The organism is Sulfitobacter sp. SH24, from assembly GCF_965641895.1.
GTDB lineage: Bacteria > Pseudomonadota > Alphaproteobacteria > Rhodobacterales > Rhodobacteraceae > Sulfitobacter > Sulfitobacter dubius.
The window spans coordinates 1,497,110-1,510,539 of sequence record NZ_OZ282575.1; the positions used below are offsets into that span (position 1 = coordinate 1,497,110).

A 13,430-nucleotide genomic window follows, 5' to 3' on the forward strand; every position below is an offset into this window, starting at 1 on the left:
CTGCAAAGCGAAAAACAAAGGCCGCGTCCGGGGTTCCGGGCGCGGCCTTCGCTTAAATTCAAAACCTGCGCTAACTTATTCTGCGGCAGGCTTCATCTGGAAACCCTCTTTGACCTGATCGGCAGGTGTCACAGGATAATCGCCAGAGAAACAGGCGTCGCAGTATTGCGGGCAGTCCGCCTTGCGACCCTCGGCTTCGCCGACCGCGCGGTAAAGACCATCAAGCGAGATGAACTTGAGACTGTCGACCTGTAAATGGTCGCGCATCTCTTCCTCTGACATGGTCGCCGCAAGCAGTTTTTCACGCTGCGGGGTATCGACGCCGTAGAAACAGGGCCATGCGGTTGGGGGCGAGGCAATGCGGAAGTGAACTTCGGCCGCGCCCGCATCAAGGATCATTTCTTTGATCTTGCGAGAGGTGGTGCCGCGCACGACCGAGTCGTCGACCAAGACTACCCGCTTACCTTTGATCAGTGCGCGGTTAACGTTGAGCTTGAGGCGCACACCCATGTTGCGGATTTGCTCGGTCGGCTCAATGAAGGTCCGGCCCATATATTGGTTGCGGATGATCCCCATCGCATACGGAATGCCGGACTCGAGGCTGAACCCGATCGCCGCCGGGGTGCCGCTGTCGGGCACAGGGCAGACGAGATCGGCGTCGACGGGGCTTTCCTTGGCCAGTTCACGGCCAATATTCTCGCGCGTTTCGTAGACCGAGCGACCGCCGAGGATACTATCAGGGCGGCTGAAATAGACATGCTCAAATATGCAGAAACGTGATGGCACACGGCGAAAGGGGAAGTGGCTTTCGACCCCTTTCTCGGTAATCACGACCATCTCGCCCGGCTCAATCTCGCGCACAAATTCGGCACCAATGATGTCGAGCGCGCAGGTCTCGGAACTCAACGCCCAGCCATCGCCGACACGGCCCAAAACCAGCGGACGCACGCCCAGCGGGTCACGCACGCCGATCAGTTTGGTGCGAGTCATCGCCACGACAGAGAAGGCACCTTCGACACGGCGCAGCGCGTCTTCCATGCGTTCGGGGATATTTTGCTGCAAGGACCGCGCCATCAGGTGAATGATGCACTCACTGTCCGAGGACGACTGAAAGATCGAGCCGCGCTCGATCAACTCACGGCGCAGCGCGTTGGCATTGGTGATGTTGCCGTTATGCGCAATCGCGGCACCACCCATGGCAAATTCGCCAAAGAACGGTTGCACGTCGCGGATCGCGGTTGGGCCTTTGTTACCAGAGGTGGAATAGCGCACATGGCCGATCGATAATTCGCCGGGCAGGGTCTGCATGATGTCCTGCGAGGTGAAGTTATCGCGGACATAGCCAAAGCGGCGGGCAGATTGGAAACCAGCTTCGGGATCATAGCTGACGATGCCGCCTGCTTCTTGTCCGCGGTGCTGGAGGGCGTGGAGGCCAAGGGCCACGAAAGTGGCGGCATCGGCAACGCCAACCACGCCGAAAACGCCGCATTCCTCCTTCAGTTTGTCATCATCTCCGCTGTCGCGCAGATAGGATGTGTCAAAAGGATGGGCAGGTGGCATGAGCTTGGACAACGGGGCAACTCCGAATCCGGGTGAGGTCGGTGCCTATGTAGGGGCTTCACAGGCGACTGTCACCCCGCATGTCGCACGCAGCGGGAATCGGACTCAAATACACACGGCATATGACCTTAAGATAGGCAGCGTTAATTGAGCCAATAGCCCCTTAACACATGACTATGATACACGTTTCGCCAAATGCAAAACAGGCGGCCACTATGTTCTGGCCGCCTGTTTAAAAGGAGTTTGTTAAGAGATTGTGAAGGCTTAGGCGCTACATTTCCCAACCAGCGCTTCGTAGCGGTTGGTGATCCAGCCGAGCGCCTCTTGCGGGTCTTTCTCTTCGATCTGGCCGGTGAAGCGAGAAAAGACAGCAGCCGAACGGCTGTTATCCACGCTTGCCGCACGTTCGCCGGTGATGACCGTATCATAGACAAAGAACGCAATCGCGACGAGCAACACACCACGCACCACGCCAAAGACAAAGCCAAGACCCTGATCCACGCCACCTAATATCGAGCGGTGCACGAGCGAGGAGAACAGCGGGGTAAAGAGGGAGACGATGATCAACGCCGCAGCGAAAACAAGTGCGAAGGCACCGATGACCGAAAGCTCACAGCTATCGGCGAGAAATTCACCGACATAAGGCAGCTCACGTACCAGCGGCTCTACCTGTGGTGCAAATAGGAATGCCAATACAGCTGCTGCAATCCAGCCGACAATCGCCATCAACTCGCGTACCAACCCGCGGCCATAGGCCAGCAGTGCCGATAGGATGATGACCACCGCAACCACACCGTCAATAATGGTAAAACCGTCCATGCGCGTTCTTGCCCTCGTGTAAGGGGGGATCAGCCCGCCCCGAAAATTTCGCCAACAAATCCGGTCAGATCGCTCATCGTATTCAGCGCAATTCCGGTCACACCCACGGCTTTTCCGCCGCGCGGTGCAATAGCGCTCGTAAAACCAAGTTTTTGTGCCTCTTTCAACCTGTTTTCCGTCTGGCTTGCAGGTCGCAGCGCCCCGGAAAGGCTGATTTCCCCGAAAACAACGGTTTCGGCGGGCAGCGCCACGTCTTCGCGGGCCGAAAGGATCGCCGCGGCGACGGCCAAATCGGCTGCGGGTTCAGAGATTTTCATCCCGCCTGCAACGTTAAGATAGACATCCAACCCGGCAAAGGGGATGCCGCAGCGCGCCTCAAGCACAGCAAGGATCATCGCCAAACGGCCCGAATCCCATCCGACCACGGTGCGCCGCGCTTGGGAATGGGGGGAGGGGGCGACAAGCGCCTGAAGCTCGACCAGAACGGGCCGCGTACCTTCGATACCTGCAAAGACAACCGAACCGGGCGAGGGTTGTCCACGTTCTGACAGGAACAGGGCCGAGGGGTTGGTAACTTCGGCCAAACCGCCGCCGGTCATCTCAAAAACGCCGATCTCATCCGCTGGACCGAAACGGTTTTTGACGGCGCGCAGGATGCGGAACTGGTGGCCGCGTTCGCCTTCGAAATAGAGTACGGTATCGACCATATGCTCTACCACGCGCGGGCCTGCGATCTGGCCTTCTTTGGTCACGTGACCCACCAGAATCACCGCCACACCGCGGCGTTTGGCAAAGCTGGTCAGTTCATGGGCCGCCGCTCGGACCTGACTGACAGAACCGGGCGCGCTTTCGACATTATCGGCCCACATGGTCTGAATAGAATCGATGATCGCCAGTTGCGGGCGTTCGGCTTCTAGCGTGGTCAGAATATCGCGCAGGTTTGTTTCGGCAGCGAGTTTTACTGGCGCTTCGGCCAAATCTAGCCGTTGCGCGCGCATGCGGACCTGAGCGCTGGCTTCTTCGCCGCTGACATAGATTGTCTTTAGCCCCGATTTCGCGAAATGGGCGGCAGCCTGCAACAGAAGAGTCGATTTCCCGATCCCCGGATCACCACCCACAAGGATCGCCGAGGCGGGCACGAGCCCGCCGCCCAGAACGCGGTCCAGTTCGGCAATGCCGGATTGTGCGCGGGGAGGGGGAGTTTCTTGGGTGGCGAGGTCGGTCAGTTCAATGGAAGAGCCGCGGCGGGCACCCAAGGATTTGCTGGGCGGGCCGGATGAAATGCCTTTGTCTTCGACGATTGAATTCCAAGCACCACAGGCGTCGCAGCGTCCGGACCATTTGGAGTGTTTTGCACCGCATTCGGTACATGAAAAACTGGAAGAGGATTTTGCCATGCGCCCTTTTCACCCAAGGGTCGGATGGCGTCAAAGGAAAAGCATCCGGCCTGTAGGCGATGATCCCGGGGGGAGCCCATAGGCCGGATGCTGCCGCGCAGATTATTCGGCGGCCTTGGGGGGGAGGTCGATCACAATGTTATCAATCGAAGTGGGGTCGGGCCTGCGGTTGGCGGGCGCTTCGGTTGGCACCACACGTTCAAGGCCCAGCTCTGGCATGATTTCACGCATCTCATCGCGCAAACGCTCTAGCTGTGCCACTGCGACGCTCTCTTCGAGTTCGACCTCATGCAACCAATGCTTCATCTCGGTCGAGATGCCCTTGGCTTGGTTGAGGCGGCTGTTGAACAGTTCGACTTCTTCCTGGCGCTGCTTCAGGAAGCTGCGTGCACGCGCCAGTTTCTCATCAGAATAGACATCTGCCAGATCGCGGGCCACATGGCTCATCTGCGCGGCCATTTCCAGAACAGCGGGCTCAAGCGTGCTGAGATCGGGGTGATCGCGCAGATAGGCAAGACGCTCACGCACCGAATCAAATTCCGAACTCATCTGGAAGGTTTCCGCCCGGTCAGCGGCATGCACGGCACCATAGGCGCGGGCCACGTCCTGCATCCCGACATTGAACTGACGGTGCGAGGTTTCAAGCTGCATGATGCGACGGTTGGTGGGGAGGAAAAAACACAGACCTACGGCCAGAACGGTTAGCGCAATCTGGGCGTACATCCCAGCGTCCTCAACAGGTGCCCCCGCATATTGCAAATCAAGACTGACCCAGTTCCAAAGGCCGAGGGCCGCCATGATGCTGGCGCCTGTCAGCGAAAGTGCTGCGAGTGCAAAAACTACCAAGGCTAGTTGCTGAAATGCAAATTGAACGAGGTAGGCAAAGGAACGAAGCTGGGACATACTTTCTCCCCCCTGGAAGAGCTACTAAGCAAGTTTCTGCCGACCAACGCCTCTTTATCCTTCTTTGTTCCCGTTCTGCGCGGAATTATGCTGAGGATTTAACAAAGTGTTGCCCATAGTATGGCACAACCTCCGGTATTTCGGAAACTTTTTTGCACGATTATCCCCGAACTATCTGTCAATCGCCCTGCGCCGGAAACGGCTGTTTGCGCAGGTTACGGCCGCACAGTCAGAGCAAAAATTACAGAGGATAACGGGAAAGCGGTGGAAAATCGCCGACCTAGCTGGCGTATTGCTTTGCGTATCTGGCACCAAGCGATGTGAGCATCTCATAGCCAATGGTGCCCGCCCAGTCGGCAAGATCATCCACGCCCTGCGTTGACCCCAACAGTTGCAATGTCGCAGGTACTTCGGACAAAGCCGATACATCGACTGTAATCAGGTCCATCGACACGCGGCCAACAATAGGCAGTGGTATCCCATCATGCTGGAAACAGGCGTGACCCACCGCATTTCCCATAGCGCGAGCCAACCCGTCGGCATAGCCCGCAGCCACGGTGGCGAGCTTTACCGTGCTCTCTGCCGTCCAAGTGTTGCCATAGCCCACAGTCTCGCCCGGTGTGATGCTGCGGGTCTGGATGACCGGCACATCAAGGGTGACCACAGGCTGCGCGTCAGTGAAGGGGCGGCCGCCATAGAGACCGATGCCGGGGCGGGTGACATCGAAGTGATAATCAGACCCTAATAAGATGCCCCCGGTGGCTGACAGCGACCGGGGCGCGTCGACCCCTTCGGTCATTTCCCGAAAGCTACGCAGCTGCGCATCGTTCATCTCGTGATCCGGCGCATCCGAGCAGGCCAGATGCGACATGATTAGCGAAGGGCCTTGGCTCAGCGCGATGTCGCGTAGGGCGGCCCATTCGGCGGGCTCCATCCCCAAGCGGTTCATCCCACTATCAAGCTGGATGCCAAAGCCATGGCCGGGCAGGGTTTCGAACTGGCGCAGCAGTTGCTCGGTCGAGTTGATCATCGGCGTCAGCGCGGCACCGGAAATCGCCTCGGCGTCGCCTGCCATATGGCCGGAAAAGACATTGATGACCGGGCCTTCGCCCAAGGCCTGTCGCAGCGCCACACCTTCTTCGGCCAAGGCCACAAAGAACTGCCGTGCGCCAGCCTCGGCCAAGGCTGTCGCCACGCGGGCTGCGCCCAACCCATAGCTGTCGGCTTTGACGACCGCGCCGGTCTCGGCCTCCGTCATGCGGTCAAGGGCGCGCCAGTTGTCGGCGATGGCTTGCAGGTCGATGGTCAGTGTTGCTTTGCTCATGCGCGGATGTGGGCCAGAATGCGGGGCGAGGTCAAGCAGCCAAGCGCACCTAACGTCATGCGCGACAGAGGCGAGGGCGTTTTGATACAGTTTTGCCTACCGGATGCGCAGGATGGGGAGGTCAGGCGGATGTCACGGATCAGGATTATGTTCAGCCATACGGGTGTGTCACTCATGGGGCTGGCCTGCGCGGTGGCCTTTCTGGCGATGCTCTGGGGGGCGCCGCTGTGGTGCTGGGCGCTGGTGCCACTGGGGATCGCGGCACAGATGCTGAATGAATACAATCTGCACCGCCATATCTTCCACCTTGACCCGCCGAAACGGCAGTGGGCCTTCAATCTGCTTTACCGCGCGCATTACGGGCACCATGATTTTCCTACTAATCACGGGCTGTTCTTTGTGCCGCTCTGGGTCGCCTTGCCGATGCTCGTGAGTAATTTTCTTTTGGTTTGGGGCATTGCGGCGCTGCTAGGGTTTGACGCAAGCCTTTGGATTGCCACGGCAATCGTACCCTTGGGTGGGGTGCTGACCTTTCTGGGCTATGAGTGGTTCCACATGACGGCGCATCTGACGGTCCCCAAAACGGTGGTCGAGCGGCATGTCACGCGGCTGCACAACCAGCATCACTTCCGCGACTTCAACAAATGGTTCCACGTCAGCCCGGGTGGAGAGATCATCGATCGCGCCATGGGCACGGATATCGACACCGAAGCGTTGAAACAGCAGCAGCGCATCGCCTTTATCCGCACCTTGGGCATGAAACCTGATGACCCGAGGCTGTTGGCATCCCGCGCCAAATTCGCCGGGAAATATGGGCTCTCCGAGGTCGAAGTGGCCCGCGCGGCGCGGGGATGAATGTGAAACTTCCGTGACGTCACGGGCAGGGCGCTTGTTTGTGCCGGTTGCGGGGGTAGGCTCATGCCTATCCAAGGGAGGACGAACCATGCACCGACATATGACCACCACGGCCCTGCTTGCCGCCAGCCTTGCCGCCGGGGCGGCGCAGGCGGAGAACCGGATCGATCGACAGCTGCCGAATGCCCCCGAACTCGCGGCCTATGGCGATCACGCGGTGGGCGTGCGCACGCTTGAGATGGTGAACCCCGGCCAGATCGACATACTCGCCATCGACCCGGCCGCCGATAAGCCCGATGAGATGCCGCGCTATGACCGGCCTTTGACCGTTGAGATGTATTACCCCGCCGCCGAGGGCGCGCAGGGTGAAACCGCCTTCAAAGCCTATCTGCGCGACGGCACCACCGAGGTCACGTTGCAGGGGAAGGCGATGCGCGACGTCGATCCGGCCTCGGGAGAGGCCTTTCCACTGGTCCTGATCAGCCACGGCTATCCCGGCAACCGCTATCTGCTGTCGCATCTGGCCGAGAACCTCGCCTCTAAAGGCTATGTCGTGGCGTCGATCGATCACACCGACAGCACCTACCGCACACAGGCGACCTTTGGCTCGACACTGGTGAACCGTTCTCTGGACCAACTTTTTGTGCTGGAGCAGATGGCACAGAAAGCCGCAGAGGGTGGCGATTTCGCAGGGCTTTATGACGCCGAGAACACCGGGCTGATCGGCTACTCCATGGGCGGCTATGGCGCGATCATCACCGCAGGCGGTGGCGTGACCGAGGCGTCGGTCGGCTACACATGGGGTGGGCCGCATGGCACATTGGGCATTCATCAGGTCGGGTCCGAGACCCACAACGCGCTGCCCGATCCGCGCATCAAGACGGCCGTGGCCTTTGGACCGTGGGGCATGAACCGTGGCTTCTGGGATGCCAAGGGTCTATCGGGGGTGCAGATCCCGATGCTCTTTATCGCCGGATCGCAGGATGACACATCGCTTTACGAAGACGGCATTCGCGCAATCTGGCAAAACACCTCAAACGTCGACCGTGCGCTGCTGACCTATATGAACGCGGGCCATAACGCCGGCGCGCCGATGCCCGCGCCAGAGGAGTCCTATTATTTCAACGAAGACAAAGGATTCAACATCTCAGAACACTACACGGATGCGGTTTGGGATACGGTGCGGATGAACAATATCGCCCAGCATTTCGTAACCGCATGGCTGGACAGCCACTTGAAGGGCGAGGCTGAGAAGGCGGCCTATCTTGATCTGGTGGAGGATTCCAACGCAGGCGTCTGGTCGGTCGCAGAAGACGGGACCGAGAAGGACGACCACAGCTATTGGAAAGGTTTTGCCGAAGGCAGCGCCAAGGGGCTGATGTATGAGACCCGCGCGGCGGGGGAGTAACAAAACGAACGCCCGGGGGGGGTGTCCCCCCAGGCGTTGCGCTTTACGGTTTGATGTAGGTATAGCCCATCTGTTGCAGACGCGAGAGTTCCGCAACGCCAGAAGGCACAATGTCTTCTTCCCACACGTCATAGAGATCGTTCTCATAGCTGATCTTGCGCCCGCGCAATGTGTTGTTGCAGACGTGGAAGCTGACGTTTTGTCCTTTGAGCGATGAGACGGTGGTCTTCATCTTCTCATTGCCTTTGGCATCGGCCAAGAGGCTCAGCCCGTTGCCGTGCAACACGACTTTCACGTCGATATTCTCGGCTCCGACAGCGTTGATGTGATTTTGAATGTTGCGCATGGCCGCCAGATGCGCCTTTGAGGCTTCGCCGCCGTTGTAGTTGATGTGATAGACGACTTTTTGCTTGCCGTAGCGCTCGGATTCTTCAGCGTGGAGCGCGAAGGCGAAGGTGGTGGCGAGCATCAGGCAGATGGCGCGGATGATATTGGTCATTTGGTCCTCCCAAGGTGAGTGACGGTACTGGCGCGATGCGCAGAACCGCCCATCTAGCCTAACGGCAGTGACGGACAATCCAAATCATTTATTCAGGTATATGAATTTGATGAGGAGAGGAACGTTAGGAGAGTGCTACCGCCCCCAAATGAGCAGTGGCCATAAATCGAGAGATTAGAATTCCTGATCGTCGTTGCCGCCGCCTTGCTGCCACGGCTGCACAAGGTTGCCGAAGCGGGTGAACTTGCCCTCGAAGCTAAGGTCTACCGTCCCAATCGGGCCGTGACGCTGCTTGCCGATCACCACTTCGGCGCGGCCGTGCAGGCGCTCCATCTCTTCCTGCCACGCGGCCATCTTGTCCAACTCGTGATCGCCGGGCTTCTCACGTTCTTTGTAGTATTCCTCACGGTAGACGAACATCACCACATCAGCATCCTGCTCGATCGAGCCGGATTCGCGCAGGTCCGACAGCTGCGGACGTTTATCTTCGCGGCTCTCCACCTGACGCGAGAGCTGTGACAGGGCGATCACCGGAATGTCGAGTTCCTTGGCGATGGCCTTGAGACCCATGGTGATTTCCGAGATTTCGTTCACCCGGTTTTCCGATTTACCCGTGCCCCGCACCAGCTGCAGGTAGTCGATGATCAATACATCAAGCCCGTGCGTCCGCTTGAGGCGCCGTGCGCGCGCGGCAAGCTGGCTGATCGGCAGGGCGGGCGTGTCGTCGATGAAGAGCGGGCAGGCCTCCAGCGCCTTGGCGGCATCGACGAAGCGGCGGAACTCGGTCTCGGTCATGTCGCCCGAGCGGATCTGTTGGCTGGGGATCTCGGCGGCTTCAGACAGGATCCGCGCGGCAAGCTGTTCGGCGCTCATCTCAAGGCTGTAGAACCCCACCACACCGCCGTCGACCGCGCCGCTCGTGCCGTCAGGCTTTGTCCCACGCTTGTAGGCTTTGGCGACGTTAAAGGCGATGTTGGTGGCGAGCGAGGTTTTCCCCATAGACGGACGCCCCGCGAGGATCAAAAGGTCAGACCGGTGCAACCCGCCGAGCTTTTTATCCATGTCGATCAGACCGGTAGAAACGCCCGAAAGCCCGCCGTCCCGCTGATAGGCGGCATTGGCGACGTTCACCGCATCGGTCACCGCCTTGAGGAAGGACTGAAAGCCGCTTTCAACCTGACCCTGTTCGGCCAGCTTGTAGAGTTCTTGCTCCGCCTCGACAATCTGTTCGCGCGGCTCGGAGGAAACATCCACCTGCGCGGCCTTTGCCGAGATGTCACGGCCCAGTTGGATCAGATCGCGGCGCACAGCGAGGTCATAGATCATCTGTGCATAGTCGCGCACCGCAAAGGCGCTGATCGCGGCACCCGCAAGACGGGCGAGATAGGCCGGGCCGCCGAGTTCTTTCAGACCCTCGTCGTCTTCCATGAAGGCCTTGAGCGTGACCGGGGAGGCGAGGTTGTTCTTGGCGATCCGCTGGGCCGCAATGTCAAAGATCCGCGCATGGACGGGCTCGTAGAAATGCTTTGGCCCAATGACGGAAGCGACGCGGTCATAGACGTCGTTGTTTGTCAGGATAGCGCCCAGCAATTGCTGCTCGGCCTCGATCGAATGCGGCATCGATTCCGGTGCCTGCACAGCCAATTGGTTCGCGTTCAGCGACGTAATCTCGTTCATGACCTCACCCATATCTGCCCAGATGGTCGTCATAACCAGCGGGGTCGTCCGGCGCAAATTGTATCTTTTGTGGATAACTTGATCGACAAAAAGGCCCCACCACATTTTGCCTTGTGGTGGGGCCTTGGGTCAACATCTTGCGGAAAAACGCTTAACTTTTGCGGGATTCCTGCCACTCACGCGGGGCGTTCAAGAAGGCTTCGACTTCGGTCAGCGTGGCCGTATCGAAGGCGTTCTGGGCGCGGGCTTCGGCCAGTACATCCCACCATGTGCAAAGCGCGTGAAGCGTAACGCCATGGTCGCCAAGGGTCTTTTCAGTCTGCGGGAAAATGCCGTAGTGAAAGATCACCGCCGTGTGGGCGCAAGTCGCCCCGGTTTCCCGAATCGCGTCGACGAAGCTGAGTTTCGAGCCGCCATCGGTGGTCAGATCCTCAACCAGCAGCACGCGCTGGCCTTCGGTCATCTCGCCTTCGATCCGTGCATTGCGGCCATAGCCTTTGGGCTTTTTGCGCACATAGGTCATGGGCAGTGCCATACGCTCGGCGACCATCGCGGCGAAAGGGATGCCTGCAGTCTCGCCTCCGGCGATGTTGTCAAAGGCCTCGAAGCCCGCGTTGCGCATCACGGTGACGGTCAGGAAATCCATCAGTGTCGAACGGATGCGCGGGTGGGAGATCAGCTTGCGGCAGTCGATATAGGTCGGGCTTGGCAGGCCCGAGGCCAGCGTGAAGGGGTCATCCGCGTTGAAATGCACCGCGCCGATCTCCAGCAACATGCGCGCGGTGAGGCGGGCCATTTCTTCGGGGCTGGGGTGGCTGGTGGGGATCATGGCAGGCGTCCTTGGCTAGGGAGAGGTCGGAGCGGTATTTGAGAAAGGATGAAGATCAGGAGGTCCAGTGTAGATCGAAACCGGGGTCGAAGACCGTGACCGGGCCGTCGGGGGTGTCGATGCTGGTGGGGTGTGCCGGTGTTTCGCGGCGCAGGGTGATCTGCGTCTCGTTTGGCGGCAGGCCGTAGAAGGCGGGGCCGTTGAGGGAGCTGAAGGCTTCGAGCTTGTCGAGGGCGCCGTCCTCTTCGAAAACCTGTGCGAGGATTGACATTGTGTTGGGCGCGGTGAAGCAGCCCGCGCAGCCACAGGGCCGCAGCTTGGCGCCATCGGTATGGGGCGCGCTGTCGGTGCCAAGGAAGAAGCGCGTATCGCCGGAGGTGGCCGCGGCGCGCAGGGCGAGGCGGTGGGTCTCGCGCTTGGCGACCGGCAGGCAGTAGTAATGCGGGCGGATGCCACCGGCGAGGATGTGGTTGCGGTTGATCACGAGGTGGTGCGTGGTGATCGTGGCGGCAAGCCCGCTGTCGTTGCTGCGCACATAGTCGGCGGCGTCAGAGGTGGTGATATGCTCCATGATCACGCGCAGCGAAGGATGCGCGCGGCGGATCGGGTCGAGCACGCGGTCGATGAAGACGGCCTCGCGGTCGAAGATGTCGATCTCGCTGTCGGTGACTTCGCCGTGGGTGCAAAGGGGCAGGCCGATCTCGGCCATACGGTCGAGCACGGGGGCGACCTTGTCGAAGTTTGAGACACCGCTGGCGGAGTTGGTGGTGGCGCCCGCAGGGTAGAGTTTGACGGCGTGGATCAGGCCCTCGGCATGGGCGCGGGCCACGTCGTTGGGGTCTGTATCCTCGGTCAGGTAGAGGGTCATCAGCGGGGTGAAATCCGCGCCTTCGGGCAGGGCCGCCATGATCCGGTCGCGGTAGGCGGCGGCTTGGGCGCCTGTCACCACGGGGGGGACGAGGTTTGGCATGATGATAGCGCGGGCAAAGTCGCGGGCGCTATGGGGCAGCACGGCGCGCAGCATGTCGCCGTCGCGCAGGTGCAGGTGCCAGTCGTCGGGACGGCGGATCGTGAGGCTTTGTGTCATGGGCGCGGGGCTAGCACAGAGCGCGAGCACGCGCCAGATTGAAAACCTATCCGCTGGCGGTTGCAACCTCGGCCACATCTGCCTGACGGCGGGCGCGGATGCGTTCAAGGCGGCGGGCAAAGCGCGGGGCGCTCATCCGCGCGCTGACATTGGCGCAGACCGCTTCAAGCAGCAGTTCGCGCCCCTGGGCGTTCACCGCTTGGCTGAGGTTGCGCAGATAGGGCAGGTAGTCACGGCGCGCGCGGTAGAGGGCGGCGAACCGTGCCGTGTCCAACGAGCCTTCGGCGGCGGCTTGCAGCAGTGGGTCAAGTTGGTCGATTTCCAGCAGGTCGGTTTGCAGCGCGTCGCCCATGAAGGGCATGCGCAGTTTGGTGACATTGGCACGGGTGAAGAGCGCCGCATGCATCGCATCGAGTTTCTCTCTCGGGTCGTAGAGAACAAAAACCCGCTCCGCGGCGTCGAGCATATCCGGTGCATAGCCATAGCGGGAGGTGAAATCGAGGATGCGCATATCGGCGAAACGGTCGTCCCATTCGGTGATGCGCGGGTTGAGCGTGGCCTGTGGCTGGATCGCTACGACCGCCGCACCGGGGGAGGCGACGGAATAGGCGGCGGCGGCATAGGCGCAGGGGCCAGCGCCATAAAACAGCACCTGTTCGAATTCGTCGAAGAAACCGTCATCAATCAGTCGGTCAAAATAGGCATAGACCTCTTCAGCGCGGAACCATGTGTCGCCATCGCTGGCAAGACACAGATGCGACCAATCGTGGTTGCGCACCATGTCCCAGCCTAAGGGCTGCGCCTTATCGGAAAGCGCGTGCATGCCTTGGTAGGTTTCAAAGGTGACAAGCAGCGTGGTGTCACGTTCAATGAAGGCAGAGAAATGGCTTTTGCCGAGCGATTGGAAATATCCATCTTCCTCGGCCACGGCCTCTACCGCGCGCAACCACTTGCGTTTGGGCATATCGGCCAGTGAACTGTCGATCGTGGGCGTATCGCTCGGCATCGGGCATCCTCGGGCTAGTCGCGGCAGAGCAGAACTGCCATTTCAGCTAGTGGTAGCCAGAAAATA

Annotated in this window: 12 protein-coding genes; 2 read left to right on the forward strand and 10 right to left on the reverse strand. The window is 60.0% G+C overall.

Annotated features, from left to right (window positions below):
* Positions 1 to 75: 75 nt before the first annotated feature.
* The 5 genes from purF to alr all read right to left on the reverse strand — a co-directional run bounded on the left by purF (position 76) and on the right by alr (position 6,003).
* A complete protein-coding gene (purF, locus tag ACSQ16_RS09975; RefSeq protein ID WP_243263184.1) occupies positions 76 to 1,560 on the reverse strand; it encodes an amidophosphoribosyltransferase in 1,485 nt (494 codons plus the stop codon).
* 264 nt (positions 1,561 to 1,824) lie between these two features.
* On the reverse strand, positions 1,825 to 2,379 hold the full coding sequence (locus tag ACSQ16_RS09980) for a CvpA family protein (RefSeq protein WP_093926018.1): 555 nt from the start codon (positions 2,377 to 2,379) through the stop codon (positions 1,825 to 1,827).
* Between the two features lie 29 nt (positions 2,380 to 2,408).
* Positions 2,409 to 3,776 carry a DNA repair protein RadA gene (radA, locus tag ACSQ16_RS09985; RefSeq protein ID WP_243260736.1) on the reverse strand — a complete coding sequence of 456 codons (1,368 nt, stop codon included), beginning with the start codon at positions 3,774 to 3,776 and terminating at the stop codon, positions 2,409 to 2,411.
* A gap of 102 nt (positions 3,777 to 3,878) precedes the next feature.
* Positions 3,879 to 4,679 (reverse strand): DNA repair protein, encoded by an 801-nt coding sequence (locus ACSQ16_RS09990; protein WP_243260735.1) that lies wholly within the window; start codon positions 4,677 to 4,679, stop codon positions 3,879 to 3,881.
* A gap of 280 nt (positions 4,680 to 4,959) precedes the next feature.
* Entirely contained in the window at positions 4,960 to 6,003 is a 1,044-nt protein-coding gene (alr, locus tag ACSQ16_RS09995; protein ID WP_243260734.1) for an alanine racemase, read from the reverse strand.
* A gap of 147 nt (positions 6,004 to 6,150) precedes the next feature.
* On the opposite strand from alr, the gene ACSQ16_RS10000 reads away from it, so the two are divergent.
* Both ACSQ16_RS10000 and ACSQ16_RS10005 read left to right on the forward strand, forming a co-directional pair.
* On the forward strand, positions 6,151 to 6,858 hold the full coding sequence (locus tag ACSQ16_RS10000) for a sterol desaturase family protein (protein WP_243260733.1): 708 nt from the start codon (positions 6,151 to 6,153) through the stop codon (positions 6,856 to 6,858).
* Positions 6,859 to 6,958: 100 nt separating this feature from the next.
* A complete protein-coding gene (locus ACSQ16_RS10005) occupies positions 6,959 to 8,266 on the forward strand; it encodes an alpha/beta hydrolase family protein (RefSeq protein WP_243263182.1) in 1,308 nt (435 codons plus the stop codon).
* A 43-nt stretch (positions 8,267 to 8,309) separates the two neighbouring features.
* On the opposite strand, the gene ACSQ16_RS10010 is transcribed toward ACSQ16_RS10005, so the two are convergent.
* The 5 genes from ACSQ16_RS10010 to ACSQ16_RS10030 all read right to left on the reverse strand — a co-directional run bounded on the left by ACSQ16_RS10010 (position 8,310) and on the right by ACSQ16_RS10030 (position 13,364).
* The gene (locus ACSQ16_RS10010; RefSeq protein WP_243260732.1) at positions 8,310 to 8,765 is read right to left on the reverse strand and encodes a DsrE family protein; all 456 of its coding nucleotides are present in this window, start codon (positions 8,763 to 8,765) and stop codon (positions 8,310 to 8,312) included.
* A gap of 174 nt (positions 8,766 to 8,939) precedes the next feature.
* A complete protein-coding gene (locus ACSQ16_RS10015) occupies positions 8,940 to 10,442 on the reverse strand; it encodes a replicative DNA helicase (protein WP_243263179.1) in 1,503 nt (500 codons plus the stop codon).
* 151 nt (positions 10,443 to 10,593) lie between these two features.
* Positions 10,594 to 11,271, reverse strand: a complete 678-nt coding sequence (locus tag ACSQ16_RS10020; protein ID WP_243260731.1) for an orotate phosphoribosyltransferase — start codon at positions 11,269 to 11,271, stop codon at positions 10,594 to 10,596.
* Between the two features lie 55 nt (positions 11,272 to 11,326).
* Positions 11,327 to 12,358 (reverse strand): dihydroorotase, encoded by a 1,032-nt coding sequence (pyrC, locus tag ACSQ16_RS10025; protein WP_243260730.1) that lies wholly within the window; start codon positions 12,356 to 12,358, stop codon positions 11,327 to 11,329.
* Between the two features lie 46 nt (positions 12,359 to 12,404).
* Positions 12,405 to 13,364, reverse strand: coding sequence for a phosphoadenosine phosphosulfate reductase (locus tag ACSQ16_RS10030; protein ID WP_243260729.1), 960 nt, complete (start codon positions 13,362 to 13,364; stop codon positions 12,405 to 12,407).
* Positions 13,365 to 13,430: the final 66 nt, after the last annotated feature.

What these genes read in the sequence shown, in the direction of transcription:
- purF (WP_243263184.1), bottom strand. Translation starts at nt 1,560, where the DNA reads ATGCCACCTGCCCATCCTTTTGACACATCCTATCTGCGCGACAGCGGA.
- ACSQ16_RS09980 (WP_093926018.1), bottom strand. Translation starts at nt 2,379, where the DNA reads ATGGACGGTTTTACCATTATTGACGGTGTGGTTGCGGTGGTCATCATC.
- radA (WP_243260736.1), bottom strand. Translation starts at nt 3,776, where the DNA reads ATGGCAAAATCCTCTTCCAGTTTTTCATGTACCGAATGCGGTGCAAAA.
- ACSQ16_RS09990 (WP_243260735.1), bottom strand. Translation starts at nt 4,679, where the DNA reads ATGTCCCAGCTTCGTTCCTTTGCCTACCTCGTTCAATTTGCATTTCAG.
- alr (WP_243260734.1), bottom strand. Translation starts at nt 6,003, where the DNA reads ATGAGCAAAGCAACACTGACCATCGACCTGCAAGCCATCGCCGACAAC.
- ACSQ16_RS10000 (WP_243260733.1), top strand. Translation starts at nt 6,151, where the DNA reads ATGTTCAGCCATACGGGTGTGTCACTCATGGGGCTGGCCTGCGCGGTG.
- ACSQ16_RS10005 (WP_243263182.1), top strand. Translation starts at nt 6,959, where the DNA reads ATGACCACCACGGCCCTGCTTGCCGCCAGCCTTGCCGCCGGGGCGGCG.
- ACSQ16_RS10010 (WP_243260732.1), bottom strand. Translation starts at nt 8,765, where the DNA reads ATGACCAATATCATCCGCGCCATCTGCCTGATGCTCGCCACCACCTTC.
- ACSQ16_RS10015 (WP_243263179.1), bottom strand. Translation starts at nt 10,442, where the DNA reads ATGAACGAGATTACGTCGCTGAACGCGAACCAATTGGCTGTGCAGGCA.
- ACSQ16_RS10020 (WP_243260731.1), bottom strand. Translation starts at nt 11,271, where the DNA reads ATGATCCCCACCAGCCACCCCAGCCCCGAAGAAATGGCCCGCCTCACC.
- pyrC (WP_243260730.1), bottom strand. Translation starts at nt 12,358, where the DNA reads ATGACACAAAGCCTCACGATCCGCCGTCCCGACGACTGGCACCTGCAC.
- ACSQ16_RS10030 (WP_243260729.1), bottom strand. Translation starts at nt 13,364, where the DNA reads ATGCCGAGCGATACGCCCACGATCGACAGTTCACTGGCCGATATGCCC.